Genomic DNA, 26,780 nt, shown 5'->3' with positions numbered 1-26,780 from the left:
TCTGCAAAGATTTCAGCACCCGCAGAGGTGCCACCCCAACCGATGCCTACAACCGTGAGTGTGCTATGGAACCCGGAAACGCCCAGCTGTCGATGACGGTACTGATGACCCCTGACATGGCCAACTTCTCAGGCAATGTCCACGGCGGCACCCTGCTCAAGTACCTCGACGAAGTTGCCTACGCCTGCGCCAGCCGTTACGCCGGGCGCTATGTGGTAACCCTGTCGGTGGACCAGGTGATTTTTCGCGAGCCGATCCATGTCGGTGAGCTGGTGACCTTCCTGGCCTCGGTCAACTACACCGGCAACACCTCGATGGAAGTGGGGATCAAGGTGGTCACCGAGAACATTCGCGAGCGCTCCGTGCGCCACACCAACAGCTGCTTCTTCACCATGGTGGCGGTGGACGACCAGCGCAAACCGGCTGTCGTCCCGCCGTTGCAACCGCAGAACAGTGAGGACAAGCGCCGGTTTGTCCAGGCTCAGCAGCGCCGGCAAATTCGCCAGGAATTGGAGGCGCGGTATCGGGAAATCAAAGCGGACGCGCCCTGATTCCAAGTTGTGAACCCAATTAAAATGTGGGAGCGGCGGTGCGACGATTCGACTTGCTCGCTCCCACATTCGACTTGCGTTTCTACAGGCCGATCGGCGTTGCTTCGAACCGGACTCGCGGGTGCGCGATCCGGTCCTGAGCGCGCACCAGTTCCAACTCGTAGCTGGCACAGGCCTGAGTCTCCAGCAGCACTTCATGCACTGCCGCAGCGGTGAACTCGAATGCTGCCAACAGGCTGTCGCCCAACAGTACCCGCGCCAGGAACAGACCTGAAGTCAGGTCACCCACGCCCACTGGCTGGCGAGGGAAAGCCAGCAGTGGTCGGCGCAGGTGCCAGTTGCCTTCAGCGGTTACCAGCAGCATCTCGAAGCCGTCCGGCAGTTTGCCGGGGTAATCCAAGTGTTTGACCAGCACCGCCTTCGGCCCACGGGCCAGCAATGCGCGAGCCATGCCCAGGCAATCGAACAGTGACTGCGGCTTGCGCCCGGCAAAGCTGTCCAACTCCAGCTGGTTGGGGCACAGGAAGTCCGCCATGGCAGCCGCTTCTTCCAGCAGAAAATCACTGACTTCCTGGGGCACAATGCAGCCTTTTTCCGCATGGCCCATCACCGGGTCGCACAGGTACAAGGCCTTGGGGTTGATCGCCTTGATTCGCGCCACACCGCTCAGGATTGCCCGGCCCTGAGCCGCGCTGCCCAGGTAGCCCGACAGTACCGCATCACAGTTGCCCAACTCGCCAATGGCCGCGATGCCTTCCACCAGCGCAGGAATTTGCTGCGGCGCCAACACTTCTCCCGCCCACTGACCATACTGAGTGTGGTTAGAGAACTGCACCGTGTTGAGCGGCCAGACATTCACCCCGACCCGCTGCATGGGGAACACGGCGGCGCTGTTTCCAGCGTGGCCAAAGACCACATGGGACTGGATCGCAAGCAGATGAGGAGTACGTTTCATGCGGGAAATGTCCGTAAAGCCGTTGAAATTCTGGCCGCGCAGTATGCGACTAAACGCAGCCTGTACGACAGACCGAAGACACAGTTAAGCTGGTCGCACTTTGTTGGAGTTCATCGAATGCTGACCCTGGGAAATATCTTCGTGCTGATGCTATTGGCGACCGGCGCCGCTTGGCTGTGGCACAACCATGGCTTGCGGGAGCGGGCGCTGGAACGGGTCAAGCAGCATTGCGCCAAGCTCGACATCGAGCTGCTGGACGGTGCTGTGGCACTCAAACGCATCGGTTTTGTGAAGGATGCCAGCGGTCGCAAGCGGTTGGCACGGATTTATAACTTCGAGTTTACCGTGACCGGCGAAGCGCGCCATCCAGGGACTATCACTCAGTTTGGCGCCCACAGCGCGCAAATCGAACTGGCGCCCTACCCGTTCGAGATCAAGACGCCGCAGCCCAGCGCCGAGGTGATTGAGCTAAGCCAATGGCGTCAGGAGCACGGCAAAAGTCGTCACTGACGGCAATCAGCCAAGGCACGCTGCAATTCGGCGACGCCCTGAGCATCACTGAAGATCAGTTCAATGCGTGAATCCCGACGCCACTCACTGGGTTGCCAAGTGAAGGTGGTGTTATCCACAGCGTTAGCCGAGCGCCAGCCTTGCGGGCTGTGGATAACCAGCTTGGCCCGCCGCCAGCTCAGGGATTGCAGCCAGTGTTGCAGGCGTTGCGGATCGAATTGCTGACTCGGGTGCCAGCGCCAGCCAATACTCCAGCCCCCCTCCTGCGCCTGACTCAAACAAATCGGCAACGTCGGGTCACTCCAGATCGCCGGTATCTGCGCCAAGCCTTTGGGCACCTCGAACTTGTCCGCAACCCCGCCCGCCTGAGCGGCCACCCCCGGTAACTGCCCCAAGGGGAGATGTGCATGACGCGTCCAATAAGTCGGACAGGCCGGCAGTTGCTCTTCAATCGTCAGGCGTTGCGTGTCATCCAGGGACTCGTCCTTGTTCAACACCAGCAACCCTGCACTGGCCAGCGCTTCCCGTTGCGCATCAGGCAGTGGCTTACCTGCCGCCAGCGCCTGGGCGTCCAGTACCAGCACACAAGGTTGAACAGCCAGAACCCCTTGCCAAGGTGCTTCACGCAATTGCTTGAGCAACTGAGCCGGATGGCCCAGTCCGGAGGGCTCGATAAACAACCGATCTGGCTTGGCCTTACGCAACAAACGGCCCAGTCCTACCTGGAACGGCGCACCGTTGACACAGCACAGGCAGCCACCCGCCACTTCGCCCAAGGCGATGCCGTCGTCATCACGCGCCAGCAGTGCGGCGTCCAGGCCAATCTGCCCGAACTCGTTGATCAACACCGCCCACCGCTCGTTGGCGGGGCGCTGGGCCAGCAGGTGTTTGATCAGGCTGGTCTTGCCGGCGCCCAAGGGGCCAGCAATCACATGGGTGGGTATGTTCTGCAGCATGGAGGGAATCATTCAGGCCGTGTAGAGAGATTTGATCCTACCCGGTTATGCCAGCCAATCCAGCGTCAGAATTAACCGCCGCTCGTTGGCGTTCAGCTGCGGCGACCGGTGGATCAGGCCGAGGCCTTCATTGCCGTGCCATTTTTCACCCTTAAGCAGCGCCACTTCACCACAATGGATTTGCTCGACGCCCTCTTCGGGTTCTGCGTTGGCCTGGCTCAGGTATCGACGATCCATCAGACCTTCGCGCAACCATTGGCTACCGATACCCGCATAGGTGGTGATCAACCGCACCGGCACATGATCCACATGGAAACGCGGGCACATGGCCTTATCCAACAGGCGCAGGCGCACGCCAATGCGCTTGGCGCCGAGCAAGCAGGCGAAAGCACTGACCAGCCACGACACATCAGCGATAAACCCTTCGTAGCCTTCAAGATCACTGCAACTGGAGGCCAGCCCCTGTAAATTCGGCTCTGCATCCTCACCGCTCAACTCAATGACCAGCGACTCGGCCAAAGGCTCGTTCAACGAAATCAGCAGCTCACCAAACTCAGCAATGTGCAGGGGCAGCTGGCGCTGCCACAAAACCAGGTTCACGCCGTCTTTCAGGATATCGGCGAGTACCACCGGAGTTTCACCGCGGGTCTGGCGGATCACCGGACGCAGTTTCAGAGTCGGTGCCAGCATCAGGCCGCTGCCTCCTCAAACCAGGGGCCAAAGGGGTCTGCCAACAAGCGCCAACCCTCGACACCCACGGCCATTTCGTCGTCGGTCAGCAGGCAATCATCGAGCTCGGCGGTGAGTCTGGCGAAGTCGATGTTCTGCCCGATAAACACCAGCTCCTGGCGGCAATCGCCGGTGCTGGGTTGCCAGTTGCCCATGATCGCCGCGACGTTTTCTTCGTCCTGCGGCCACTGGCTCTTCGGCACAAAACGCCACCAGCGTCCGGCAAAGCCATGGCGCATCAAGCCGCCGGCCTGTGACCAACTGCCAGCGTCCTGGTGCTTGCTGGCCAGCCAGAAAAACCCTTTGGAGCGCAGCAATTTACCGTTGACCCATGGCCGATCGATGAAGTCGAAGAAGCGCTGGGGATGGAACGGACGGCGCGCGCGATAAGCGGTAGAAGCGATACCGTATTCTTCGGTTTCCGGCACATGCTCGCCACGCAACTCCTGCAGCCAACCCGGTGCCTGGGCTGCGCGTTCGAAGTCGAAGCGGCCAGTATTGATGATCTTGGCCAGCGGCACTTCACCCATGACCATGGGGATGATTTCTGCCTGGGAATTGAGGCGTTCGAGGATTGCCATCAACTCCTGACGCTCAGCGCTGCTGATCAGATCGATCTTGCTGATGAGGATCACGTCGGCGAATTCGATCTGCTCGATCAATAGGTCGGTGATGGAGCGTTCGTCCTCTTCACCGAGGGTTTCGCCGCGCGATGCCAGGCTTTCCGCAGCCTGATAGTCGAGCAGGAAATTCATGCCATCAACCACGGTGACCATGGTGTCGAGGCGCGCGATGTCCGCCAGGCTCTGGTCGTTTTCATCGCGAAAAGTGAAGGTTTCGGCCACCGGCAGTGGCTCGGAAATACCGGTGGACTCGATCAGCAGGTAATCGAACCGACCTTCCTTGGCGAGCTTTCCGACTTCTTCGAGCAAGTCTTCGCGCAAGGTGCAGCAGATGCAGCCGTTGCTCATCTCCACCAGCTTTTCTTCGGAACGGTTGAGGGTGACGTCGCGCTGAACCTCGCTGCCATCAATGTTGATTTCGCTCATATCATTGACGATCACCGCTACCCGCAGGTTTTCGCGGTTGCGCAGGACATAATTGAGCAGCGTACTTTTACCGGCGCCGAGAAAGCCGGACAGCACAGTAACGGGGAGACGATTGGGCATCAGGTAATCCTCATCAGGGTTGGCCGGTCAAATCGCCCGTCGATGGCGTTCGCGCAGCTCTTCACGTTCTTTGGCTTCGATACACAGGGTGGCCGTAGGCCGTAGCAACAGGCGCTGCAGGCCAATGGGCTCGCCGGTTTCACGGCACCAGCCATACTCGCCGCGGGCCAGGTATTCCAAGGCGTCGTCGATCTTGTCCAGAAGCTTTTTCTCGCGCTCAAGCAGGCGTAATTGCCACTGACGCTGTTCTTCGGCGCTGCCGACATCAGCAGGATCGCTGTTGGGTTCTTGCTCGCGCAGCACCATGAATTCGGCATCGATGCGCGCTTGCAGATCATCGCGCTGGGCCAGCAACAGCTCGCGGAAGAAACCTTGCTGGGCTTCGTTCATGTAATCGTTGGACGATTGGGCGAGGAGGTCTTGTTCAGTCATGGGCGGGGTTCACGGATCAGGCTTTCTTTGATGTTATAGTATAACAATACAAATAAGCCAATCCTCGCTTGCTCACCGCGACGAAGGGCGCAATGCTTGAGCTCATCACCCCCCCGAGAAAGCTTATGAAATACCTGCTGTGCGGCCTGTTGCTGGTAGCTGCAACCCACGCAAGCGCCCAGGCGCCGAACCTGCTGCCCAACTGCACTCGCAGCGCCAACCTACTGTCGTGCGTGGATGCCCAAGGCAATGCCTATAGCGTCGCCACTGCCGGCAGCACCACGTATTTGCGGGGTTTCGAGGTGATCGGCAAACGCTATTGGGCGCAGACCAATAGCCGTTATGGGCAACTGACGTTCTTTACCGGGTTGGCGTCTGATGGCGAAGCATGGGTCGGCTATACGCGGCGTGTGGGCTGGACCACCATCAACCGGTTTTCCAGTTCCGGAGGGTCCAGCGCCAAATTTACCTGCAGTCGTATTACCGGCTGTTAAACCTGACCTTTCTTCTGTTCCTGAGCCCAGGCCATGTAGCTGTTCACCGGCGGGTTCTTCTGGAAGTAACGCTGTAAACCTTCAAACAAACCATCTGCCACTGCTTGTTGATGGCGCGCTGTGACCAACCGTTGACTGTCACGGGCGTTGGAAATAAAACCGGTTTCCACAAGAATCGACGGCACGTCCGGTGACTTGAGCACCGCGAACCCTGCTTGTTCCACGCGCTTCTGATGCAGTGTGGTGATACCCGCCAAACTGCCGAGCACCGTACTGCCCAATTGCAAGCTGGCGGCGATGGTGGCGTTCATCGACATGTCGAGAATCACCCCGGCCAACATCGGGTCCTTGTCTTTGAGATTGAGCAAGCTGGTCGCCCCCAACAGATCGGCACCGTTTTCCCGTTGTGCCATGAAACGTGCGGTGGCGGAGGTCGCGCCACCTTCAGACAACGCGTAAACCGATGCACCAGAGGCGGTGAGCCGCGGCGCCGCATCGGCGTGTACCGAGATGAACATGTCGGCCTTGTGCTTGCGGGCAATGTCCACACGCTTGCGCAGCGGCACGAAGAAATCGTCGTTGCGCACCAGTTTCACGTCAAAGCCCTTCTCGCGCTTCAAGCGTTTGGCCAGCAATTGGGCGATCGACAACACCACATCTTTTTCCCGTTCGCCCTTGGAGCCAATAGCGCCTGGGTCCTTGCCACCGTGGCCGGGATCGACCACCACGATGATGTCGCGCTTGGGGTGAACCTTGTCCGCCGGTACCACCGCCAACGGCGCCACAGCGGCGGCGATCTGTAGGGGCGCCTTCGTGACGTTGGTCAAATCCAGCACCAGTCGATGACCTTGACCATCCTGTGGTGGCAACAGAAAGCTGTTGAGTTGCATCGGTGCGGCGAGATCCAGGACGATCCGTGTATCACCCTTGCCGAAATGCCCGGAGCGAATCGAGGTAATACCGCTGTTGGCTAGGGCGAGCTGGCTGAAATCACCACTCAGCTTCGAGCCGGAGAGGTCGATGATCAACCGCTCCGGCGCGGTCAGGGAAAAAGTCTTGTACTGCACCGGCCCGCTGAGATCGAACACCAACCGCAACTTGTCATCCGATCGCCAAAGGCGGGCATTGCGAATCTGCGTGGCCGAAACGCCGAAGGGCAAGGTGAACACTGCACTGGCCAGCAGCAGGTTGAGGAGTTGACGTCTATGCATGACATATACCGCGAATGGAGGAGCGTCCGTACTCGACATGACTGAATAAAAGACTGGAGCAGAAAAACAATCGTCGACTCAATCGTTATAATATAACATGTCTTTTTATTTCAAACGATGGACCTGCCCATGAATGCGCTGACTCTGCCGGATATCGCCGCGCAGGCTTCACGCCAAGCCTTGCCGCTCGAATGGGTGGGCATGTGCGGCATTGCCCTTCCCATCCTGATTGACGGCCAGCACCTGAGTGCCAAGGCCGATGCAGGTGTCAGCCTGGATGACGGCGAAGCACGCGGTATTCACATGTCGCGGCTGTACCTGGCGCTGGAAATGCTTGAACAAAAAAGCCTGACACCTGCCCTGTTGCGCCAAGTGCTACAGCGCTTCCTCGACAGCCATGAAGGTTTATCCCACAACGCCTACCTGCGAATTCACGCGAACTTGCTGCTCAAACGGGCCGCCCTGGTCAGCCCATTGGCCGGCTGGAAGACCTACCCGGTGAGTATCGAAGCACGCCTGGAAAACCAGATGTTCCACGTGGAACTAAAAATTGACGTTACCTACTCCTCAACTTGTCCCTGCTCCGCCGCCTTGGCCAGGCAGTTGATTCAGCAGCAATTTATCGAGGATTTCGCCAACACGCCGTTGCAGCATGAACACGTCCTGACCTGGCTCGGCAGCGCAAAGGGTATCGTCGCCACGCCCCATAGCCAGCGTAGCAGCGCGCAGTTACAGATCCATTTGCAAGACAACCAGCAGGCGCTGCCGCTGACCGATCTGATCAACAACGCCGAAGCGGCCCTCGGCACCGCGGTGCAAACCGCCGTGAAACGTGCAGATGAACAAGCCTTCGCTCTGGCCAACGGCCAGAACCTGATGTTCTGCGAAGACGCCGCCCGACGCCTTAACCTCGCCTTGAAACGCTCGGATGCAGTCAAAGCCTTCCACCTGAAAGTGATCCACGCCGAAAGCCTGCACGCGCACGATGCCGTGGCTGAAAGCCGCTGGACAAGGCCCTCCAAATGATCACCTGCAAAGCTCTGCGCTGGGGCGCTCCCGGTCAACCGCTGACACCTGCCGTGGATTTCGCGCTGGCCCAAGGCAGCCTCACTGGCGTGATCGGCGCCAACGGATCTGGCAAAAGCAGCCTGCTGAAAGTCATCGCCGGCTTGCAAAAGCCTCTCGCAGGAAAAGTCATCCTGGATGTTCCACGACGCGGCAGCCTGTCGTTCCTGCCCCAGCAACAACACCTGGACCGCCAGTTCCCCATCAGCCTGCAAGAACTCGTGGCCGCAGGTTTCTGGGGCAGCAAACAAACACCGCAACAACGCAGCCAACGCCTGCAAGCCGTGCTGGAAGACTGGTGCCTGAGCGGCCTGGAGCACCGCCCGTTGATGGCCCTTTCCGGCGGCGAACTGCAACGCGCCCTGCTCGCCCGCATGAGTCTGGCCGAGGCGCCAGTGCTGCTGCTCGACGAACCCCACGCCGCCCTCGACGAGCAAGGTCAAATCCTGCTGTGGAAACACATCCACGCCTGGCATGCCGAGGGCCGCACATTGCTCGTGGTGTGCCATGACCTGGCCGCCGTGCGCCAACATATCCCTCAGGCACTGCTGATCAAAAGCAGCGGCTGCGCGCTGGCGCCCAGTAAAGAACTGATCCTCCAGCAACCGCAAACGCAGGTGGCGTGATGCACTTCACCGCCCACCTGTGGCTGCCCTTCCACGACTTTGTGTTCATGCGCCGTGCCTTGCTTGGCGGCTTGGTCCTGGCCTGCAGCACGGCACCGCTCGGTGTGTTTCTGATCCTGCGCCGCATGAGCCTGATCGGTGACGCCGTGGCACACGGCATCCTGCCCGGCGCGGCGCTGGGCTTCTGGTTCGCCGGCCTGAGCCTGCCGGCGCTGACCATCGGTGGCCTGGGTGCCGGCCTGAGCATGGCCGGCCTCGCGGCGTGGATAACCCGTCGAACAGGACTGAAGGAAGACGCCAGCCTCGCCGCCATCTACCCAATCTCCCTGGCCAGCGGCGTACTGATCCTCGGCATCGCCGGTAAACGCCTCGACCTGCTGCACCTGCTGTTCGGCTCGGCCCTGGCGGTAGATGGCCCGACCCTCACTGGCATGCTCTGGGTGTCCGGCTTCAGCCTGATCGCCATGGCGCTGATCTACAAACCACTGTTGCTGGACACCCTCGACCCACTGTTCCTGCAAACCGTCAGCCGTCTCGGCCCACTGTCCCATGGCGTGTTCCTGACCCTGGTGGTGCTGAACCTGGTGATCGGTTTCCAGGCTATCGGCGCTTTGATGGTGGTCGGTTTGATGATGTTGCCAGCCATTGCTTCACGCTTCTGGAGCCGGCGCCTGCCGGTATTGATCGCGGTATCGGCGGTGCTGGGATGCCTGTCGGTGTGGATTGGTTTGTTGCTGTCGTTCTACTACTCGCTGCCCAGCGGCCCGGCGATTGTGCTGGTGGCTGGCGGCTTGTACCTGCTGTCCGTGGTCTTCGGTCCGGTGCATGGCTTGCTGCGCCGCCCGCCTTTGCTTACATCCCAATGAGGTGTTTCCCGATGCGCGCTCTACTCGTGCTGTTCAGTGTCTTGCTGCCGCTGTCGTTCGCGACCGCCCAGGCGGCCGACAAGCTTCAGGTGGTTACCAGCTTCAGCATCCTCAACGACATGACCCACCAGATCGGTGGCGATCATATCCAGATCAGCAATATGGTCGGCCCCGACGCAGACGCCCACACCTATGAACCAACACCCGATGACGCCAAGGCCCTGCTCAAGGCCCGGGTGATCATCAAAAACGGTCTCGGTTTCGAACCGTGGCTGGATCGTCTGATCACCAGCACCGAGACCAAGGCCACCGTGGTCGCCGCCAGCAAAGGCGTGATCGCTCGCACCATGGAGGAAGACGGCGACACCATCCCCGACCCTCACGCCTGGCACAATCTGGCCAACGCCGAAATTTATGTGAGCAACATCACCAAGGCGCTGATCGCGGCCGACCCGGCCAACAAGACCGACTACCAGCACAACAGCCAGGTGTACCTGAAAGACATCTACCGTCTGCTGGCTGAAGCCAAGACCAAGTTGGGTTCGCTACCTCCAGGCAACCGCCGCATCGTGACCTCTCATGACGCCTTCGGTTACCTGGGCCAAGCCTATGGCATCGACTTCCTGGCTCCCCAAGGCCTGTCCACCGAACGTGAGCCGTCGGCTGCCGAAGTCGCAGGGCTGATCACTCAGATTCGCAACGACCACGTCAAAGCCGTATTCATGGAAAACATCAAGGATTCGCGCCTGCTCAAGCAGATCGCGGACGAAAGCGGTGCCCATATCGGCGGCACGCTGTACTCCGATGCATTGGCGGCGGATGGTCCGGCCAGCACCTTTACCGGGCTGTTCGAATACAACCTCAACACCTTGTACGCCGCCCTGAGCACGCCATGACCCTGAGCCTGCGCGATCTGGAAGAGGCTGCCTTGGGCAGCCGCTTTCCACTTGATCCGGTGCTCGATGCCTTGCCGTGGAACAGCGATGGCCTGATTGCCGCCATCGCCCAGCAACACGGCAGCGGCGAAGTATTGATGCTGGCCTGGATGAACCGCCAGGCCCTCAACGAGACACTGGCCACCGGGCAAGTCTGCTACTGGTCGCGCTCGCGCCAGCAACTGTGGCGCAAGGGCGAAACCTCCGGTCACCGCCAGCAACTGGTGGAGGCACGCCTGGACTGCGACGGCGATGCGGTACTGCTGATCGTCAACCAGCAAGGCCCGGCCTGTCATACCGGCCGCCCCTCCTGTTTCTACAACGCCATCGTTGGTAGCGAAGTGCACATCATCACCGCGCCCCTCAAGGAACCTGCCGCATGATCCGCAAGAACCCTTCCGGCGACCTGCCCGTCATTGCCGAATCAGCCTACGTCGATAAGACCGCTATTATCTGCGGCAAGGTCATCATCGGCGAAAACGTCTTCGTCGGTCCCTACGCCGTGATCCGCGCCGACGAAGTCGATGCAACCGGCGACATGGACCCGATCACCATCGGCGCCAATTCCAATATCCAGGACGGCGTGGTGATCCATTCCAAGTCCGGCGCCGCCGTCACCATTGGTGAATTCACCTCCATCGCCCACCGCTCTATCGTCCACGGCCCCTGCACCGTCGGTGACCGGGTGTTTATCGGTTTCAACAGCGTGCTGTTCAACTGTGCAGTTGGCGATGGCTGCGTGGTGCGCCACAACTCGGTGGTGGACGGGCGCGACTTGCCACCGGCCTTCTACGTGCCCTCCACCACCCGCATCGGCCCCAACACCGACCTGTCGCAGTTCCCACCGGTAAGCGTCAGCGCCTCGGAGTTTTCCGAGGACGTGGCACGCACCAACGTCGACTTGGTGCGCGGTTACAAAGCCCTGCAAAACGAGTTCTGACCATGAGCCGCCTGCTGATCCGCAACGCCCGCCTGGTGAATGAAGGCCAGGAATTCGACGCAGACCTACTCGTCGCCAACGGCCGCATCGAAAAGATCGCCAGCAGCATCGATGGCGAAAACGCACCCGTGGAAATCGACGCCCAAGGCCAATGGCTGCTGCCGGGGATGATCGACGACCAAGTGCATTTCCGTGAGCCCGGCGCGCCGGACAAGGGCAGTTTCTACAGCGAATCCCGTGCCGCCGTGGCGGGCGGCATCACCAGTTTCATGGACATGCCCAACACCCAACCGGCGACCTTGACGCTGCAAGCCCTGGCCGATAAAAAACACCGCGCCGCCCTGCATTCGGTGGCCAATTATGGTTTTCACTTTGGTGTGAGCAAGGACAACCTGGACACTGTCGCCGCCCTCGATCCGCGCGAAGTGGCCGGGGTCAAAGTGTTCATGGGCGCCTCTACCGGCAATATGCTGGTGGATGATCCGCGGATTCTGGAGCGGCTGTTCGCCGAGGTGCCGACCATTCTCTTGGCGCACTGCGAACACACGCCGAGCATCCTGGCCAATGAACAACGTCTAAGGGATCGGTTCGGCGACAATATTCCTGCGGTGGCACACCCACTGATTCGCGATGCCGAAGCGTGCTATCGCTCCTCGTCCCTCGCCGTGGAGCTGGCCCGTCGACACGGCACGCGCTTGCACGTATTGCACATCACCAGCGCTCGGGAGTTGGCGCTGTTCGAGGACAAACCCCTGGCGGAAAAACGCATCACCGCCGAAGTCTGCTTGCACCATTTGCTGTTCGATGACCGCGACTACACGCGCCTCGGCCACCAGATCAAATGCAACCCGGCGATCAAGACCCGCGCTGATCGCAATGCGCTGCGCCTGGCCTTGTTGAGTGATCGTCTGGATGTGATTGGTAGCGATCACGCGCCGCACACCTGGGCGCAAAAACAGCGGCCGTACCGCGAGGCGCCATCAGGCTTGCCGCTGGTGCAGCACGCCCTGCCAGCGCTGCTGGAACTGGTAGCCGACGGCTTGCTGCCATTGACCACGCTGGTGGCGAAAACCAGCCATCGCGTCGCCGACCTGTTTGCCATTCCCGATCGCGGCTACCTGCGCGAAGGCTACTGGGCCGATCTGGTGCTGATCAAACCCGAACCCCATGGCAAGCCTGTCAGCAGCCAGCCGATCCTCGCTCGCTGCGGTTGGACGCCCTTCGCCGAGCGCAGCTTTCGCCACAGCGTCAGCACCACTCTGGTTTCCGGCCACCTGGCCTGGCACGACGCACGGGTGCACGACAGTTGCCAGGGCTTACCTCTGCATTTCCAGCGTTAAGCGCGGGGTTTGACGGTGCCGCAATTGCTGCCCAGCCATTGCGCACTCGTGTCCAGGCTGCCGTTTTGCTGAATGCCTGTGGCATTGAACGTACCGTTAACCGTGGTGGTGAATGCTTTCTGACTCTGGAATGTCGCCACGCCAGTGCCCTGGGCTTTCGGGCAACTGAAACGGAATTTCCACTGGTTGCCGGTCTTGTCCGTCACTTCCTGTTTGCAGCCCGACTGTGGGTCGGTCAGCGGGATCGAATCGGACGCCACCTGGGCGGGAGTCAGGCAGACCTGAACACCTTTGCCGGCCATGGTGATGCCTTGTTTCTCCAACATCGCGCGTTGTTCCGGGGTCATCTGTTGCTTCAGTTGACCGAGAATCAGCGACAGGTCCGGCAGGGCCTGGTTATCGACTTTCATGTTGCTGGTGGTCAATTCCCACAAGCCCGGCGCCAGCATCTGCGCTTGTGCCGCCACCGGCAGCGATAAACCAATAACCATGGCCAAACCAAGCAGACGAGCCTTCATCGGGTAACTCCTGGACAATTGTCGGCTTTAGACGCCGCAAAGCCGCCAGTGTTGCACAGCAAATAAAATAGCGACATTCATGGCCGAACATGGTCTGTTACGCATTGGATTGTCAGGAGTCATGTTCTCCATGGATTTTTTTGGCCCGCACCTGCTCGGCTACTTTATTGCCACGTTGCACTTTTTGGGCACCCTCGCCGCCATCCACGCGGTGTTGACCGTCAGGACCGCCCAAGGCTCGATTGCCTGGGCCCTGTCCTTGATGTTCATTCCTTACCTCACACTGATTCCCTACCTGATCTTTGGCCGAAGTACCTTCGACGCCTATATTCAGGCCCGCCGTCAGGCCAACCAGGAAATGCACAAGGCAATCACCGAGCTGAACTGGCGGCCTTGGGTCGAGGAAGCGCTGACCGCCCGTAACTCCCGCGCCTATGCCTCCTTGCGAGCCATGCCCAAATTGGGCCGCATGCCTTGCCTGGCGAACAATCAGGTGCGCTTGCTGATCAATGGTGACGCCACCTTCGGCGCGATTTTCGAGGCGATTCGTTCGGCGAAAACGGCGGTGCTGATCCAGTTTTTCATCATTCATGACGATGAGCTCGGCCGCCAACTGCAAACCCTGCTCAAGGAAAAAGCCGCCGAAGGCGTCGCCATTTACGTGCTCTACGATCGTATTGGCAGCCATTCCCTGCCCCATCGCTATGTGCAGTCGCTGCGAGACGCGAACGTGCAGGTAAAAGCGTTCGCCACCCGCAGCGGCTGGCTCAATCGCTTCCAGGTCAACTTCCGTAACCACCGCAAGATCGTCGTGGTCGATGGCATCACCGGATTTGTCGGCGGCCACAACGTGGGTGATGAATACATGGGCAAGAGTCCGCCCCTGGCGCCCTGGCGTGATACTCACGTACAGGTCAGCGGCCCGGTCGTGGCGTGCCTGCAAGAGTCGTTTGCCGAAGACTGGTTCTGGGCGGCGCGGGAACTGCCGCCGCTGCTCCTTCCCGACACCTACCTGGATGACGGTGTGCTCTGCCAATTGCTGGCCAGCGGCCCGGCCGACCCCTATGAAACCTGCTCGCTGTTTTTCGTCGAGGCGATTCATGCGGCCACCGAGCGGGTGTGGATCACCAGCCCGTACTTTATCCCCGATGAAGCGGTATTTTCCGCGCTGAGGCTGGCGGTATTACGCGGAGTGGATGTGCGCTTGCTACTGCCGTCCCGACCTGATCACCGCGTCGTCTACGCCGCGTCCAGCCTGTACGCCATTGAAGCGGTGCACGCCGGAGTGCGGGTGTTCCGCTACACGCCGGGCTTCCTGCATCAGAAAGTGGTGTTGGTGGACAGCGAGATCAGCGCCATCGGCAGTGCCAACCTGGACAACCGCTCGTTCCGGCTCAACTTCGAAGTGATGTTGCTGACAGTGGATGAAGCCTTTGCCAGCGAAGTGGAAAAAATGCTGATGGACGACTTCGCCCTGGCCCATGAAATCAGCCAGGAAGAAAACCGCCAGACCCACCGCCTGCAACAACTGGGCATGCGGGTCGCGCGGCTTATTTCACCGATTTTGTAGGCTCACCCCGAAACACATGTGGGAGCGGGCTTGCTCGCGAAGGCGGTGGATCAGTTGGTACATATCTGACTGACCCACCGCCTTCGCGAGCAAGCCCGCTCCCACACAAGCCCATTCCCACATTAGCCCTTCAGTGTTCCCATTCAGCGATACAGATCATCCCGCGTCCACGGCAACTCATGGCTACCATCGGCATGAGGTTTCACCGCCAGAATCTGATGCAGGTTGATCCAGCCCCGGGCAAACGCATACGCACAGCCCGCCAGGTACAACCGCCAGATCCGCAACGCCTGCTCCGGCACCATCTTCGCCGCCGCTTCCAGATTGTCTTCCAGGCGCTCGCTCCAATGATCCAGGGTGCGGGCGTAGTGCAGGCGCAGGCTTTCCACGTCGACCACTTCCAACCCCACCTCGCTGATTTCGGCAGTCATCATCGATAAGTGCGGCAACTCGCCGTTGGGGAACACATAGCGCTCAATAAAATCCCCGGCGCCACGGCCCACAGGTCGGCCATCGGTGTGCTTGGCGGTAATACCATGGTTCATCACCAAGCCACCCTCGCGCACCGCACCGAACAAGGTCTGGCAATATTGCGCCAGGTTGGCGTGACCGACGTGTTCGAACATGCCCACGCTGACCACCTTGTCGAAACGACCGTCTTGCGGCAGGTCGCGGTAATCAAGCAGTTGCAGTTCCACTTGATCTTCCAGTCCTTCGGCTTTCACCCGTTCCTTGGCCAGCTCCAACTGTTCCTTGCTCAAGGTAATGCCAAACACCTTGACCCCGAACTCCCGCGCGGCGTACCGCGCCAGCCCTCCCCAACCGCAACCCACGTCCAGCAAATACTCCCCCGGCTGCAGCCGCAATTTGCGGCACAGGTGACGGAATTTATCTTGCTGGGCTTGATCGAGGGATTCGCTGCCGGTCTCGAAATACCCGCAGGAATAGGCCATGTCGCGGTCCAGCCAGAGCTGGTAGAACGCATTCGACAGGTCGTAATGATAGGAAATAGCGGCTGCGTCAGTGGCCTTGTCGTGAATCGAGCGCACCGGACGACTCCCCTCGTCGTCATCAACCAGGGCCTGACTCAACTCGTCACATACCCGGATCACTTCGGCGATGGAGCCTTCCAGCTCCAATTTACCCTCGATAAATGCTTCGCCCAGAGAGTCGAGCGTGGGATGAGTCAGCTTCGTGACCATCATGGGGTCCTTGACCACAATGGTGACGCTGGGCTCCGGGCCCAAGTTGAATTCATGGCCGTCCCAGAGTCGCAGACGCAGCGGAAGCTGAAGATTCTGTAAGGCCGGTGGAAGTTGCGCGAGCATGAGTAGTCCCCCTTGTTTCAGACGTCTGAAGAGAGGGTAGACCATCCAGAGAAAAGTAGGAGGCTATCGAATTGATAGCCCTTTTCTATGGTGCCCGCAGTTGGAGCAAACCGTCCTGGACCCACTGTTTCAACCAGGTAACCGCTTGCAATGGCGCGCCCTCTTGATAAGTGACTGCCAACTCGGCGCACAGTTCTGAAAAACTCCATCCGGTGGTCACCATGCCCATCAAAGCCCAGGCTTCAGCCGGTTCCAGGGTGCGGTACTGGCATACATTCTGATGGCGCCAGATCAGGCAAACCTGAGCCTCGGTCAACGCGTCACTGCCAGGAAAGTCCGCCTGGTTCTTGCTCGATCGCCAGACCGCCACACTGTTGAAATGACACAGCATCTGCTGCACCGAAGGCGCCAACTGCACCTGCAACCCAGGCCAGTCCTCGGGAGGCAGCTGCGCCATGTCCTGCAACATCAGCGGCTCGCCCTGTGGTGCATCGAAGGCCAGGGTAAACGCCCATTCAAGACGTGCCAGCTCGGCCAACGGCGCGCCTTGCTCGGCGACCAGATGCTCGAAGATAAACTCGGGAAACCGCTCACCGAACCAGCGCAGGCTGTAATGAGCCGAGGGATAGCGGCGAATATAGGCCGTGCTCAACAGCGCAAACTCTTCGTCCCCCAGCCAGAACCACACGGCACTGAAATCATCGCGCAACACGTCCTGCAATCGTGCATGGTAGGCGTTGTGGTAGATCGCCAGCCCCGTGTCGACATCCAGCGTCGGGCCGCCGAGTAACGTCGCGCTGAAGTTGCTGTTGACGGTCTCTGATAACAAATGTTGTTCAAACGCCAACTGCCAGTCGGTCAGGCGCATAGAGATCTCCTGCCCAAGGCCGTCGCACCCAGCTCCCGGGCCTTGGCCAACTCGACGAGCAACTCTTCAAAGGGTGGAAAGTGGTCGTCACGTTCCAGCAAAGTCGAGACCGGGCCCAGGTGTTCCAGGGTCTGTTGATACAGCGCCCAGACCGGATCACACACCGGGTGATCATGGGTATCGATCACGTAGTCGCCATAATCCATGTGCCCGGCCAAATGCAGTTGGCGGATGCTCTCGGGTGGCAGGTTGCGGATAAACGTCCAGGCATCAAAGCCATGGTTGCGGGAGCTGACATAGACGTTATTGACGTCCAGCAACAGCTGGCAACCGCTGAGGTGGGTCAGGGCGTTGAGGAACTCCCACTCAGTGAATTCGTCCGCCTTGGATCGCACATAACTGGAGACGTTTTCCAGCACCAGCGGACGCTGCAATACCTCTTGCACCTGCCGCACACGATTGGCGACGTGGTACAGACTTTCTTCGGTGTAAGGCAGTGGCAGCAGGTCATGCAACTGGTGCGCGCTGCCACGGCTCCAGCACAGGTGGTCGGAAATCCACGCCGGTTGGACCCGCTCGGCCAGTTGTTTGATTTGCTTCAGGTAGTCGATATCGAGGGCATGGGGCCCACCGATGGACAGGGACACCCCATGCATCACCAGGGGATAACGCTCGGCTATCGCGTCCAGGTAGTACAAGGCTTTACCGCCCTGGACCAGATAATTCTCGGAGATCACCTCGAACCAATCCACGGCAGGGGATTGTTCAAGAATCTGCTGGTAGTACTCGCTGCGTAAACCCAGGCCGTAGCCCAGAGTCGGGAAGGAGGTGGACATCGCGAACTCCTGGGAGAAGTGTCCGCAGCGGCGGGGGCCCGCTGCGGTTGCACTCTATTGCCGGTTATTCGCCGACTTTGCCGCCAGCCGCATCACAAGCAGCCTTGGTCATTGCCTTGAAGCCGTGACCCTTGCAAACACCCTGGCCTTTACAGGCGTTTTCGGCGGTCTTGCAATCGTTCATGCCTTTGCAGGACGTCACGCCGTAGCAATGAACCTGGGCATCTGCAGCCTGCACCTGGGTAGCGACACCGGCAAACATGCCAGCAGCAGCGATAGCGAAGGCAGCACCAGCAACAGCGGATTTAATGCTCATTGTTGTATTCCTCATGATCGGTAATGGAGTCGGCTAAACGGATCGTTCAGTCCCGACACAGCACTAGAGTGAGGTGCCCTGGTGCCGTTACATCATGCTCGAACAATTTCTGAAATTTATTCCTCAAGCTTCATCAACGGTTCCTGAAACCGCAGCAAACGCCCGGCGTTACCCAACACCAGCAGGGTACTGAGGTTGTGCAGCAGCGCCGCAATCATTGCCCCCGCTGCGCCCAGCCAACCAAAGGCTGCGAACACTACAATCGCCAGGGTCCAGCCCAAGCCGATGATCACATTGACCTGCAACGTGTGCCGGCATTGGCGACTCAGCCGCACGCAGGTGCCCAGACGCCGCAGGTCGCTGCCGATCAACACCACGTCCGCCGAGGCCAGGGCGATATCCGCCCCGCCCGCGCCCATGGCCACGCCCACCACACCGGCCTTGAGGGCCAGGGAATCGTTGATCCCGTCGCCCACCACCATCGGGCGGAAACCACTGCCGATTTCTCCCAGCACGCGGTTGAGTTTGTCTTCGGGCAAGGCCTGGGCTTCGACATCGCTGATGCCTACTTCCAGCGCCAGGCTGTCGGCCACGCTCTGGCGGTCGCCGGTCAGCAGCAACTGACGACCAAGACCCAGCTCTCGCAGTTCCTTCATGGCCTGGCGCGCCTCCGGCTTGAAGCTGTCAGCAAGCAACAACCAAGCGAGGAATTGTCCATCAAGCGCCAGTCCGGCAATCGGGCCGTCATGGTTGGGCACGGTCGTGGTCGCAATACCCAGTTGCTCAAACAGCTCCGGCCGACCAAGGGCTGCTTCGCCCTGCTCGGTTTGCGCCACCACGCCCAAACCCTGACGTTCACGAATATCCGACAGCACCAGCATCTGCTCTTGCGTCGCGAGCCCGGCCAACGCCCGGCTGACCGGGTGGCTGCTGGCCGAGCCGAGGCTGGCCGCCAGGTTCAGTAGCACTTGGTGATCCGGCGCCGAGGTCTCAATGGACTGCAAACGCAAGGTGCCAAACGTCAGGGTGCCGGTCTTGTCGACCACCAGGGACGTCAGGTCTGCCAGCTCTTCGAGAAACGCCGAGCTGCGAATCAGAATCCCATGGCGCGCCGCCACGGCAATCCCGGCAATTGCCGTGGCCGGCGCCGACAACACCAACGCACACGGACACGCCGCCACCAACACCGCCAGCATGGCCTGAGCATCATTGGTCACAAACCAGGTGACTGCCGCCAGCAGCAATACCAACACCATGTAACTGCCGGCATACCGCTCCAACAGCCGGGTGATCGGCGGCTTGGAGCGCTCGGCGCTTTGCATCAGGGCGATGACTTTGCCCAGGGTCGATTCGTTGCCGGTACGGGTCACTTCCAGGCGCAGCAAGCCATCGAGGTTGATCGCGCCACCAAACACCTGCACCCCGACGCTGGCTTCCAGCGGCACCGACTCACCGGTAATCGGCGCGGTATCGAGGCTCGCCTGGCCCGACAGCACCACGCCATCGGCCGGCACTCGGTCGCCGGCCCGCACCTCAACAATATCGCCGGTCTTCAAGGTGCCGTTGTCCACTTCCACAATGGTTCCGTCGGCCTGCACCAGACGGGCATGGCTGCGGGTCAACTTGCCCAGGGCATGAATGGCCTCTTGGGAACCGATCACGCTGCGCTCTTCCAGCACGTGACCGAAGATCATGATGATCGGCAGCAAGGCGGCGGTCAGCAGGTCACCGGTGGCCCAGGCACCCAACATCGCCAGAGCGATCAATTGGTCAGTGATGCCATGCAGGCTCGGGTAACGCAGGCTGTACCAAGCCGAACGCATCACCGGTACGGCCACCAGTAACGAGGCGACGCCCAGCAACAATTGGCTGACGCCGGTTTGATCCGGGGACAGCCAGCGCCAGACCAGGCCCAATGCGAGCAAGCCGAGGGCCAGCATGGCCAAGGTCAATTGGCGGGCAGCGCTGCGTTGTTCGGCCGACGTCAGCATGGGAGCTGCATGAGCAGTCATTGTTCAGCTCCTTGAATAATCAGGCGGGAATCGTCTTTAGGGTCGACCGTGGTCACCGAGCCGGCCTGACCGAGGATCTTCGGCAAGCGTTCGCGGTACAGGCGCAGCAACAGGCCAGGGTCTTTCACCTGGGCCAGGCTGGCGACGGTGGCGGTTTGTGCCTGAGCATTGGCCAGGCGCTCGCTGGCTTGGGCGTGAGCCACTTGCACCAGGCGGTCGGCGTCCTGGGTGGCGCCCTGGGTCAATTTCTCGGCGTCGGTGCGGGCATTGGCCACGGCCTTATCGGCTTGCTGGCTGGCGGTCAGTACCGCGTTGAACGCATTTACCGCCGGGCTCGGCAGGCTCGATTGCACATCAACCCGAGTGACTTCGATGCCCAAACCCAGGCCGGTAGATGCCAAGTCCACCAGGCGCTGATTGATGCCTTGCACCAGATCACCGCGCAGGCGTTCGCGACGCTCGGCGGCCTGGTTGTCGGCGCCGATCAGCTCGGGGCGAGCGACCAGAATGGTGTCCAGGTCCCGCGCTGCTGTCAGGGCCACGGCGCTTCGGGTGACCAACCGATCCAGCGCCGGCAACACATGATCACCCTGCAACACAAAGGCGTAAGGCTCGGTCACCTTGTAGAACACCCGCACATCCAGTTGCACCACGCCGGCATCGCCGGTCAGCAGATAGCCAGAGCCGGCCAATGCATCACTCAAGGGCGTGGCCAGACTGGCCACGCGGTCGGCCTGGATCGCGGCATCGGAGCGCAGCAGGTTTTCCACCCGACGCTCGATCACGCGGTCGGCCGCCGGCAAAAGCACGACTTGCTCGAACGGACGCGGCCAGGCCAACAACAGCCCCGCATTCTGAATCCGGTCCAGCGCACCGAAGTGCAACACCACGGCACGGTTCTGCGGGTCGATCTGCCGCACATTGGAAAATACCCAGGCCAGCGCCGCCAGCACGGTCACCGCGTACAGCGCGAGGAAAGTCAGGCGCCCGGCCTGGATCCACGGGCTGTCGAGGTTGTCCGGGTCTTTGGACGCCTCACTCATGGCTGAACGTCCTTGGGTCCGTCCACCAACGCACGGAACGGCGCAGCGTCAGTGCGCAAGATGATTTTGGTGCCCGGCGTCACCACGGTGCCCAGGGTGTCGAGGGAGCGCAGCAAGTTGTACAACTGTGGATTTCCTGCATAGGCCCGGCCATAAATTTGCGCCGCTTCGACGCGGGATTGGGCTTCGATATCGGCAGCTTTCACCGTGGCATCGGCCTGAACGATTCGCGCATCCCGCTCGGCGGCGGAGCGAATCTGCGCCGCTTCACGTTTGCCGACGGCGGTGCGCTCGGTGGCAATGGTTTCGCGCTCGGCACGCATGCGGTCGACGGTGGCCGCCAGCGTCACCGAAGGCAAGGTCAGCCGTTCGATACCCACCTGCACCACGCGCACGCCGTAGGTGGTGAGCAATTGTTGATCAATCTGCTGGCGCAATTGCGCCTCGAAGTCGGCGATATGCACCTGGTTGGCATCGGTGTTCACCAGGTTGGCCAGGTCAAAACTGCTGGCCGTGGTTTCCAGGGCCGAGCCGACAAAAGTACGAATCTGCCGTGCCGCTTCGTCCGGCTGGTTCTGCACCGCACGCATAAAACGTTTCACGTTGTCGGCATCGCCCTGGACCTGCCAGGCCACATAGGCCTGCACGATGATCCGCAAGCCATCCCGCGTACCCACGTCCTGCAAGCCGCTGGAGGTAGTACGCAAGCGCAAATCCACCGGGATCGCCGCTTCGAACGGCGCCGGCCAGCGCCAGCCAAGCCCCGGATCCAACAGTACCCGCGCAGGATTGCCAAAGCGGGTGATCACCGTGGCTTCGCCGGAGCGCACCTGCACCAGGCTCGCGGCAGCGACAGCAAACAGCACCAGCAACACCGCCCAGGCCATGCGGCGCCATGGGAACGGGCCGGCTTCCTGCTCTTCATCGTGATGGTGATGATGGTGGTGGCCGTGGTGGTGACCATGATCGTGAGAATGAGCGCTCAACAGACAGACTCCTTATTGAACGGCTTTACGCGGCACCGAAGGGTCGGCCGGCAAAGTAAAAGAACGCAGATCAATCGTCGGTGCACTGCTGCCCCCCAGACGATGATCAAGAATAAGCAACTTGGCATGGGCCAGGCCCTGGCTCAGTTGGCTGAGGTACTGCTCCAGCACAAACGCCTGGCCGGCATTGGCGTAGGCCTTTTGTTCAGCAGCAAAGCGCAGATCCGCCGCTTGGGCACCTGCGTTGACCTCATGGGCTGTGGCCTGAGCCAAATCGCGGGCGGTACTGGCTTGCAACTGTGCCTGGTTGGTTTGCTCGCTGGCCGCACCGCGCTCACGAGAAATCAACGCCTGAGCGCCAATCTGCGCCGCCTGTACGCCGTGGTAAGCGTTGGCTGCACCGGCAGGCGGGTGAATGGCTTCCACCACCGTGGCAAGGATTTCCACGCCGCTGTCGAGTTTCTGCAAATCGGTTTGCACGGCCTGGCCTATTTCATCGGCGAGACCGGTGCGCTGTTCACCCAGCAATTCATCGAGGGTGCGCGAGGCAAAGTCATGCACGAGGATGCGGCTGGCGGTGCTGCGGATCAGCGTGGGCACATCGGCACTGTTGTAGGTCGCGGCGAGCGCGGCCTGATCGGTCAGGCCGATACGGTAGACGAAGCGCACGTCCATGTTGACGATCTGGAAGCTCTGCTTGTCGCCACTGCTGCTGGCGATCACCTGGGATTTGTCATTTACATGGCTGGCGTCCCACAGGCGGTTGGCAATCAACGGTGCCGGGCCCTCGGCGGGCGCCAACTCGGTGGTGGCCGTTTCACCGACGCTGGTGGCCAACTCGTGAACCACGCCATTTTCCACGCTCAGCACCCGACCCAACGGCCAAGGCAAACCCACATGCAAGCCCGGCCCGAAGACCTCCACCGGTTTGCCAAATCGCTCATAAATCCCACGGCCTTGCAGCGCAACTTCATGCACGCCAGTGAGCAACCAGCCCACCGCCAGCACCACCACCAACACCGGCAGAAACGCCCGGCGCATGTAGGTAAACGCCCAGATCTGCCGCAGGTCGATGCCAAAACGGTTGTGCAATTCGTGCTGCAAGGCGAGCAAGGGTTGCGGCGGCCAGCGCAGCATGTCGGCAATAAAGCTTTGCGCCATCAACCGAGGTTCCAGGCGTTCCTGGCGCGGGCTGAACAGCGACAGCACGCCCCGCAGCAGAAACTCCAGCGCCACCAGTGCCGGCAGCAAGCCGATCAACACCGCGAGGCGCAGTGGCCAGATGGATTCTTCACCGGCAAATAACAGACAGATTGCACTGACCACCAGGCAGATGATCGCCACCCGGCTCAACTGCGCCAGTTGCCCGGCTTCCGGCCACTGGGCGGTGCTTTCCTGAGCCAGGCGTCGCTCAAATACCAACAAACCAAAAGCCAGCAGCAACGCAACCGCCGCACCGACACTCGCGGCCTGGCCGACTGCGGCGGGAGGTAATGCCAGGTTCCAGAATTCGACAATGCTGGCCAATGCCAACAGGGACCAGCCGCACAGCCACAGGACCGGCGCACCGATCTGCACCAGCAGGTCACCCCAACCGCTGCTGATGCGGCCAAGCAGTCGGTCGTACCAACCGGGATCTTCCACGGTCACCGGCGAGTCAATCAGTGGCGCTGTCGCCCCTTCCAAGGCTTGGGCCCGCCAGTCGGCCACCCACCAGGCGGATTGCAACCCGGCCACCAGCACCAGCAATGCCGAGGAACAGTTGATAAGCATCACCGGCCAGATCGACAGCGGCGCAAACAACGCCACGAACAGCGCCAGCACCCAGCCGCTGATGGCCAGTGCCGTCAGGCCGATACCGGCCTGACGCAAACGCCGGGCATGAAACATCCCTTGCTGAAAACGCGGCAACCCGTCGACGGCAGCGCCTTCAGCTTCTAGATCCACTCGCATCCACACACGTCCGCTTGTACACAATTCGTTACCATATAACACATAGCGTGAAATTTTTGTTTGATTGCACATGAAGAACGGCAAAACCCCTATAAACACGAGCCATCACTAGTGTCCGCCGTGATAAGTCGTCACACTCCGGAAAAAGTGTTTCGCGGGTCAACGGACAAGGAAGCGCCACCTTCATGATTTCGATCTATCAACTCAAACCGCGTTTTCAAAACCTGCTGCGGCCATTGGTCCAGCGCCTCTACGACAACGGCACCACTGCCAACCAGATCACCGTGCTGGCCGGGGTCATTTCCTTGCTGGTGGGTTTGCTGATTGCCAGCTTTGCCCAGCACCTGTGGCTCTTTGCGCTGATCCCTTTGTGGATGATCCTGCGCATGGCCCTCAACGCCATCGACGGCATGCTCGCCCGGGAATTCGGCCAGCAGTCGCGACTCGGCGCCTACCTCAACGAACTCTGTGATGTGATCGCCGACAGCGCGCTGATCCTGCCATTTGCACTGATCCCTGGTGTGAGCCTGGCACCGGTGCTGCTGGTGGCCTTGCTGGCGGTGTTCAGCGAGTACGCCGGCGTACTTGGGCCGATGGTGGGCGCTTCGCGGCGCTATGACGGCCCCATGGGCAAAAGTGACCGGGCGTTTGTCCTCGGCGTACTGGCCACCGGCGTTGCGCTCGGCTGGCTCGGTGCCGTTTGGGTCGACGCGGTCATGTGGCTCGTCGCTGCGTTGTTGGCCTATACCTTAGTCAACCGTGTACGCCAAGGCTTGAAAGAAGAATCGACCTCTCCTTCTGCATAAGGATTTTGCGATGCGCGAACAGCAAGAACACACCTTCAGCACCCATGACGGTGTGGAGCTTTTCTACCGTCACTGGCCCGCCACTGCAGCGACAGACGGAACGCCGCGCAAGGCGATCCTGCTGTTCCATCGCGGCCATGAACACTCTGGGCGCATCGCCCACCTGGTGGATGAATTGGACCTGCCGCAGTTCGACTTCTTCGCCTGGGACGCCCGCGGCCACGGCCAATCCCCAGGTGAGCGTGGCGACAGCCCGAGCTTCGCCACCAGCGCCCGGGACGTGCAGACCTTCTGTGACCACATCCACGCCACCTATGCCATCGAGGAAGAAAACCTCGCCGTCATCGCCCAAAGCGTGGGCGCGGTGATCGCGGCAACGTGGGTCCATGATTACGCACCGAAAATCCGCTCCCTGGTGCTCGCCTCGCCGGCCTTCAAGGTCAAGCTCTACGTGCCTTTCGCCCGGTCTGGCCTGGCGCTGATGCGCAGGTTTCGCGGCAACTTTTTCGTCAACAGCTACGTCAAGGCCAAGCTCCTCAGCCATGACCCGGAACGCGTGGCGTCCTACGACAGCGATCCGCTGATCACCAAGGCGATTTCGGTGAATGTGTTGTTGGGCCTGTATGAAGCCGCTGACCGAGTGGTAGCCGATGCCCAGGCGATTCAGGTGCCGACCCAGTTACTGGTTTCCGGCTCGGACTTTGTGGTCCACCGCAAACCGCAGCAGCAGTTCTTCGACCGCCTCGGCAGCCTGAAAAAAGAGATGCACATCCTCCCCGGCTTCTTTCACGACACCTTGGGTGAACGTGACCGCGCCGTAGCCTTGAGCAGCGCCAAGCGCTTTATCCTGCAGAACTTCGAACACCCGCTGGACCGCGCCTCACTGCTGGACGCCGACAAGATCGGCCTGACCTGCGCCGAATCCGAATCCCTCGCCGCGCCGCTGCCCCACAACTCGCTGCGTGACCTGTACTGGCGCATGACCCGCGCCAGCATGGGCCTGGGCAGCAAACTGTCGGATGGGGTGAAGCTGGGCTTCGACACCGGCTTCGACTCCGGCAGTACCCTGGACTATGTGTACCGCAACACGCCCACCGGCAAGGGCGCACTGGGGCGGATGATCGACACCAACTACCTGAACTCCATCGGCTGGCGCGGCATTCGTCAGCGCAAGTTGAATGTCGAAGAGCTGCTGCGCCTGACCATGGCCAAACTGCGTGCTGAAGGCCGCGAGGTGCGGATCGTCGACATCGCCGCCGGCCATGGCCGCTACATTCTGGAAGCCTTGCAGGGTGTTACACCGCTGCCGGAATCGATCCTGCTGCGCGACTACAGCGATATTAATGTGCGCGACGGTGGCGCACTGATTCGTGAGAAAGGCCTGGGCGACATCGCCCAGTTCGTCAAAGGCGATGCCTTTGACCGCGCAGACCTTGCGGCGCTGGAGCCCAAGCCAACCTTGGCGGTAGTGTCTGGCCTGTATGAATTGTTCGCGGATAACGCCATGGTCGGCGGTTCGCTGGCCGGGCTGGCCGAAGCGGTGGAGCCCGGCGGTTACCTGGTCTACACCGGCCAACCGTGGCACCCGCAGCTGGAATTGATCGCGCGCGCCCTCACCAGTCATCGTCAGGGCCAGGCTTGGGTGATGCGTCGGCGCACCCAGGCGGAAATGGATCAACTGGTGGAAGCCGCAGGTTTTCGCAAGATCACCCAACGAGTAGATGAATGGGGCATTTTCAGCGTGTCTCTGGCACAGAAGATCTGA

Annotated in this window: 28 protein-coding genes; 13 read left to right on the top strand and 15 right to left on the bottom strand. The window is 60.7% G+C overall.

Annotation, left to right across the window (positions count from 1 at the left end; all coding sequences use genetic code 11):
- The first annotated feature begins 65 nt into the window (after positions 1-65).
- Positions 66-551 (top strand): acyl-CoA thioesterase, encoded by a 486-nt coding sequence (locus J7E41_RS05745; protein ID WP_214990783.1) that lies wholly within the window; start codon positions 66-68, stop codon positions 549-551.
- An 82-nt stretch (positions 552-633) separates the two neighbouring features.
- Here J7E41_RS05745 and pdxY read toward each other — a convergent pair whose 3' ends face one another.
- Positions 634-1,506: a pyridoxal kinase PdxY gene (pdxY, locus tag J7E41_RS05740; protein WP_214990781.1), complete on the bottom strand. Its 873-nt coding sequence runs from the start codon at positions 1,504-1,506 to the stop codon at positions 634-636.
- 117 nt (positions 1,507-1,623) lie between these two features.
- Between pdxY and J7E41_RS05735 the strand changes: the two genes are divergently transcribed.
- A complete protein-coding gene (locus J7E41_RS05735; protein WP_214990779.1) occupies positions 1,624-2,016 on the top strand; it encodes a DUF3301 domain-containing protein in 393 nt (130 codons plus the stop codon).
- On the opposite strand, the gene J7E41_RS05730 is transcribed toward J7E41_RS05735, so the two are convergent.
- Genes J7E41_RS05730 through dksA form a run of 4 tightly spaced genes read right to left on the bottom strand, consistent with a single transcriptional unit; the run spans position 2,010 to position 5,302 of the window.
- A complete protein-coding gene (locus tag J7E41_RS05730) occupies positions 2,010-2,972 on the bottom strand; it encodes a CobW family GTP-binding protein (RefSeq protein ID WP_214990777.1) in 963 nt (320 codons plus the stop codon). The genes J7E41_RS05735 and J7E41_RS05730 overlap by 7 nt on opposite strands.
- 45 nt (positions 2,973-3,017) lie before the next feature.
- Positions 3,018-3,662 (bottom strand): DUF1826 domain-containing protein, encoded by a 645-nt coding sequence (locus tag J7E41_RS05725; RefSeq protein WP_214990775.1) that lies wholly within the window; start codon positions 3,660-3,662, stop codon positions 3,018-3,020.
- Entirely contained in the window at positions 3,662-4,870 is a 1,209-nt protein-coding gene (zigA, locus tag J7E41_RS05720) for a zinc metallochaperone GTPase ZigA (protein WP_214990773.1), read from the bottom strand. Before zigA ends, J7E41_RS05725 begins: the two co-directional genes overlap by 1 nt.
- Before the next feature lie 27 nt (positions 4,871-4,897).
- Positions 4,898-5,302, bottom strand: coding sequence for an RNA polymerase-binding protein DksA (gene dksA, locus J7E41_RS05715; RefSeq protein WP_214990770.1), 405 nt, complete (start codon positions 5,300-5,302; stop codon positions 4,898-4,900).
- A gap of 125 nt (positions 5,303-5,427) precedes the next feature.
- Between dksA and J7E41_RS05710 the strand changes: the two genes are divergently transcribed.
- Positions 5,428-5,796, top strand: coding sequence for a glutamine synthetase (locus J7E41_RS05710; protein ID WP_214990768.1), 369 nt, complete (start codon positions 5,428-5,430; stop codon positions 5,794-5,796).
- Here J7E41_RS05710 and J7E41_RS05705 read toward each other — a convergent pair.
- Positions 5,793-7,007 (bottom strand): N-acetylmuramoyl-L-alanine amidase, encoded by a 1,215-nt coding sequence (locus J7E41_RS05705; RefSeq protein WP_214990766.1) that lies wholly within the window; start codon positions 7,005-7,007, stop codon positions 5,793-5,795. The two genes, J7E41_RS05710 and J7E41_RS05705, sit on opposite strands and share 4 nt — an antisense overlap.
- 129 nt (positions 7,008-7,136) lie before the next feature.
- Between J7E41_RS05705 and folE2 the strand changes: the two genes are divergently transcribed.
- Genes folE2 through J7E41_RS05670 form a run of 7 tightly spaced genes read left to right on the top strand, consistent with a single transcriptional unit; the run spans position 7,137 to position 12,779 of the window.
- Complete coding sequence (gene folE2, locus J7E41_RS05700) at positions 7,137-8,033, top strand: GTP cyclohydrolase FolE2 (RefSeq protein ID WP_214990764.1); 897 nt, start codon at positions 7,137-7,139, stop codon at positions 8,031-8,033.
- Complete coding sequence (locus tag J7E41_RS05695) at positions 8,030-8,698, top strand: metal ABC transporter ATP-binding protein (RefSeq protein WP_214990762.1); 669 nt, start codon at positions 8,030-8,032, stop codon at positions 8,696-8,698. The genes folE2 and J7E41_RS05695 overlap by 4 nt, the downstream gene beginning before the upstream one ends.
- Complete coding sequence (locus J7E41_RS05690) at positions 8,698-9,564, top strand: metal ABC transporter permease (RefSeq protein ID WP_214990760.1); 867 nt, start codon at positions 8,698-8,700, stop codon at positions 9,562-9,564. The genes J7E41_RS05695 and J7E41_RS05690 overlap by 1 nt, the downstream gene beginning before the upstream one ends.
- Before the next feature lie 11 nt (positions 9,565-9,575).
- Entirely contained in the window at positions 9,576-10,460 is an 885-nt protein-coding gene (locus J7E41_RS05685; protein ID WP_214990758.1) for a metal ABC transporter substrate-binding protein, read from the top strand.
- Positions 10,457-10,882: a phosphoribosyl-AMP cyclohydrolase gene (gene hisI / locus J7E41_RS05680; protein ID WP_214990757.1), complete on the top strand. Its 426-nt coding sequence runs from the start codon at positions 10,457-10,459 to the stop codon at positions 10,880-10,882. The genes J7E41_RS05685 and hisI overlap by 4 nt, the downstream gene beginning before the upstream one ends.
- Positions 10,879-11,439, top strand: a complete 561-nt coding sequence (locus tag J7E41_RS05675) for a DapH/DapD/GlmU-related protein (RefSeq protein ID WP_214990755.1) — start codon at positions 10,879-10,881, stop codon at positions 11,437-11,439. Before hisI ends, J7E41_RS05675 begins: the two co-directional genes overlap by 4 nt.
- Before the next feature lie 2 nt (positions 11,440-11,441).
- The gene (locus J7E41_RS05670; protein WP_214990753.1) at positions 11,442-12,779 is read left to right on the top strand and encodes a dihydroorotase; all 1,338 of its coding nucleotides are present in this window, start codon (positions 11,442-11,444) and stop codon (positions 12,777-12,779) included.
- Here the strand turns inward: J7E41_RS05670 and J7E41_RS05665 are convergent.
- Positions 12,776-13,297, bottom strand: a complete 522-nt coding sequence (locus tag J7E41_RS05665) for a DUF3617 domain-containing protein (RefSeq protein WP_214990751.1) — start codon at positions 13,295-13,297, stop codon at positions 12,776-12,778. The two genes, J7E41_RS05670 and J7E41_RS05665, sit on opposite strands and share 4 nt — an antisense overlap.
- A 130-nt stretch (positions 13,298-13,427) precedes the next feature.
- On the opposite strand from J7E41_RS05665, the gene cls reads away from it, so the two are divergent.
- Entirely contained in the window at positions 13,428-14,867 is a 1,440-nt protein-coding gene (cls, locus tag J7E41_RS05660; RefSeq protein ID WP_214991376.1) for a cardiolipin synthase, read from the top strand.
- A 143-nt stretch (positions 14,868-15,010) separates the two neighbouring features.
- Here the strand turns inward: cls and cfaB are convergent, their stop codons facing one another.
- From cfaB to hflK (J7E41_RS05620), 8 genes are all read right to left on the bottom strand, one after another.
- Positions 15,011-16,195: a C17 cyclopropane fatty acid synthase CfaB gene (cfaB, locus tag J7E41_RS05655; RefSeq protein ID WP_214990749.1), complete on the bottom strand. Its 1,185-nt coding sequence runs from the start codon at positions 16,193-16,195 to the stop codon at positions 15,011-15,013.
- A gap of 85 nt (positions 16,196-16,280) precedes the next feature.
- Positions 16,281-17,063, bottom strand: coding sequence for an HvfC/BufC N-terminal domain-containing protein (locus J7E41_RS05650; RefSeq protein ID WP_214990747.1), 783 nt, complete (start codon positions 17,061-17,063; stop codon positions 16,281-16,283).
- Positions 17,054-17,899, bottom strand: coding sequence for an MNIO family bufferin maturase (gene bufB, locus J7E41_RS05645; protein ID WP_214990745.1), 846 nt, complete (start codon positions 17,897-17,899; stop codon positions 17,054-17,056). Before bufB ends, J7E41_RS05650 begins: the two co-directional genes overlap by 10 nt.
- Positions 17,900-17,963: 64 nt before the next feature.
- A complete protein-coding gene (bufA2, locus tag J7E41_RS05640; RefSeq protein WP_214990743.1) occupies positions 17,964-18,215 on the bottom strand; it encodes a BufA2 family periplasmic bufferin-type metallophore in 252 nt (83 codons plus the stop codon).
- A gap of 116 nt (positions 18,216-18,331) precedes the next feature.
- Positions 18,332-20,227, bottom strand: coding sequence for a cation-translocating P-type ATPase (locus J7E41_RS05635; RefSeq protein WP_214990741.1), 1,896 nt, complete (start codon positions 20,225-20,227; stop codon positions 18,332-18,334).
- A complete protein-coding gene (hflK, locus tag J7E41_RS05630; protein WP_214990739.1) occupies positions 20,224-21,270 on the bottom strand; it encodes a protease modulator HflK in 1,047 nt (348 codons plus the stop codon). The genes J7E41_RS05635 and hflK (J7E41_RS05630) overlap by 4 nt, the downstream gene beginning before the upstream one ends.
- On the bottom strand, positions 21,267-22,259 hold the full coding sequence (gene hflC, locus J7E41_RS05625) for a protease modulator HflC (RefSeq protein ID WP_169357949.1): 993 nt from the start codon (positions 22,257-22,259) through the stop codon (positions 21,267-21,269). The genes hflK (J7E41_RS05630) and hflC overlap by 4 nt, the downstream gene beginning before the upstream one ends.
- A 9-nt stretch (positions 22,260-22,268) precedes the next feature.
- Positions 22,269-24,209: a protease modulator HflK gene (gene hflK, locus J7E41_RS05620; RefSeq protein WP_214990737.1), complete on the bottom strand. Its 1,941-nt coding sequence runs from the start codon at positions 24,207-24,209 to the stop codon at positions 22,269-22,271.
- Positions 24,210-24,394: 185 nt separating this feature from the next.
- Between hflK (J7E41_RS05620) and J7E41_RS05615 the strand changes: the two genes are divergently transcribed.
- Both J7E41_RS05615 and J7E41_RS05610 read left to right on the top strand, forming a co-directional pair.
- A complete protein-coding gene (locus J7E41_RS05615) occupies positions 24,395-25,015 on the top strand; it encodes a CDP-alcohol phosphatidyltransferase family protein (protein WP_214990735.1) in 621 nt (206 codons plus the stop codon).
- A gap of 10 nt (positions 25,016-25,025) precedes the next feature.
- Positions 25,026-26,780: a bifunctional alpha/beta hydrolase/class I SAM-dependent methyltransferase gene (locus J7E41_RS05610; protein WP_214990733.1), complete on the top strand. Its 1,755-nt coding sequence runs from the start codon at positions 25,026-25,028 to the stop codon at positions 26,778-26,780.

The sequence above is a fragment of the Pseudomonas fluorescens genome (genome assembly GCF_018614655.1).
In the GTDB taxonomy this organism is placed as follows: Bacteria; Pseudomonadota; Gammaproteobacteria; order Pseudomonadales; family Pseudomonadaceae; genus Aquipseudomonas; species Aquipseudomonas fluorescens_BX.
Note: the sequence above shows the minus strand (reverse complement) of the source record. Positions and strands in the feature narration are given on the sequence as shown.

Excerpts from the sequence above, each read along its gene's own strand:
- J7E41_RS05675 (WP_214990755.1), top strand. The coding sequence starts at position 10,879 with ATGATCCGCAAGAACCCTTCCGGCGACCTGCCCGTCATTGCCGAATCA.
- J7E41_RS05665 (WP_214990751.1), bottom strand. The coding sequence starts at position 13,297 with ATGAAGGCTCGTCTGCTTGGTTTGGCCATGGTTATTGGTTTATCGCTG.
- J7E41_RS05615 (WP_214990735.1), top strand. The coding sequence starts at position 24,395 with ATGATTTCGATCTATCAACTCAAACCGCGTTTTCAAAACCTGCTGCGG.
- cls (WP_214991376.1), top strand. The coding sequence starts at position 13,428 with ATGGATTTTTTTGGCCCGCACCTGCTCGGCTACTTTATTGCCACGTTG.
- J7E41_RS05745 (WP_214990783.1), top strand. The coding sequence starts at position 66 with ATGGAACCCGGAAACGCCCAGCTGTCGATGACGGTACTGATGACCCCT.
- zigA (WP_214990773.1), bottom strand. The coding sequence starts at position 4,870 with ATGCCCAATCGTCTCCCCGTTACTGTGCTGTCCGGCTTTCTCGGCGCC.
- J7E41_RS05685 (WP_214990758.1), top strand. The coding sequence starts at position 9,576 with ATGCGCGCTCTACTCGTGCTGTTCAGTGTCTTGCTGCCGCTGTCGTTC.
- hisI (WP_214990757.1), top strand. The coding sequence starts at position 10,457 with ATGACCCTGAGCCTGCGCGATCTGGAAGAGGCTGCCTTGGGCAGCCGC.
- J7E41_RS05710 (WP_214990768.1), top strand. The coding sequence starts at position 5,428 with ATGAAATACCTGCTGTGCGGCCTGTTGCTGGTAGCTGCAACCCACGCA.
- J7E41_RS05650 (WP_214990747.1), bottom strand. The coding sequence starts at position 17,063 with ATGCGCCTGACCGACTGGCAGTTGGCGTTTGAACAACATTTGTTATCA.
- J7E41_RS05635 (WP_214990741.1), bottom strand. The coding sequence starts at position 20,227 with ATGACTGCTCATGCAGCTCCCATGCTGACGTCGGCCGAACAACGCAGC.
- bufA2 (WP_214990743.1), bottom strand. The coding sequence starts at position 18,215 with ATGAGCATTAAATCCGCTGTTGCTGGTGCTGCCTTCGCTATCGCTGCT.
- pdxY (WP_214990781.1), bottom strand. The coding sequence starts at position 1,506 with ATGAAACGTACTCCTCATCTGCTTGCGATCCAGTCCCATGTGGTCTTT.
- folE2 (WP_214990764.1), top strand. The coding sequence starts at position 7,137 with ATGAATGCGCTGACTCTGCCGGATATCGCCGCGCAGGCTTCACGCCAA.
- J7E41_RS05705 (WP_214990766.1), bottom strand. The coding sequence starts at position 7,007 with ATGCATAGACGTCAACTCCTCAACCTGCTGCTGGCCAGTGCAGTGTTC.
- dksA (WP_214990770.1), bottom strand. The coding sequence starts at position 5,302 with ATGACTGAACAAGACCTCCTCGCCCAATCGTCCAACGATTACATGAAC.
- J7E41_RS05610 (WP_214990733.1), top strand. The coding sequence starts at position 25,026 with ATGCGCGAACAGCAAGAACACACCTTCAGCACCCATGACGGTGTGGAG.
- J7E41_RS05690 (WP_214990760.1), top strand. The coding sequence starts at position 8,698 with ATGCACTTCACCGCCCACCTGTGGCTGCCCTTCCACGACTTTGTGTTC.
- J7E41_RS05735 (WP_214990779.1), top strand. The coding sequence starts at position 1,624 with ATGCTGACCCTGGGAAATATCTTCGTGCTGATGCTATTGGCGACCGGC.
- cfaB (WP_214990749.1), bottom strand. The coding sequence starts at position 16,195 with ATGCTCGCGCAACTTCCACCGGCCTTACAGAATCTTCAGCTTCCGCTG.
- hflK (WP_214990737.1), bottom strand. The coding sequence starts at position 24,209 with ATGCGAGTGGATCTAGAAGCTGAAGGCGCTGCCGTCGACGGGTTGCCG.
- J7E41_RS05695 (WP_214990762.1), top strand. The coding sequence starts at position 8,030 with ATGATCACCTGCAAAGCTCTGCGCTGGGGCGCTCCCGGTCAACCGCTG.
- hflK (WP_214990739.1), bottom strand. The coding sequence starts at position 21,270 with ATGAGTGAGGCGTCCAAAGACCCGGACAACCTCGACAGCCCGTGGATC.
- bufB (WP_214990745.1), bottom strand. The coding sequence starts at position 17,899 with ATGTCCACCTCCTTCCCGACTCTGGGCTACGGCCTGGGTTTACGCAGC.
- J7E41_RS05670 (WP_214990753.1), top strand. The coding sequence starts at position 11,442 with ATGAGCCGCCTGCTGATCCGCAACGCCCGCCTGGTGAATGAAGGCCAG.
- J7E41_RS05730 (WP_214990777.1), bottom strand. The coding sequence starts at position 2,972 with ATGCTGCAGAACATACCCACCCATGTGATTGCTGGCCCCTTGGGCGCC.
- J7E41_RS05725 (WP_214990775.1), bottom strand. The coding sequence starts at position 3,662 with ATGCTGGCACCGACTCTGAAACTGCGTCCGGTGATCCGCCAGACCCGC.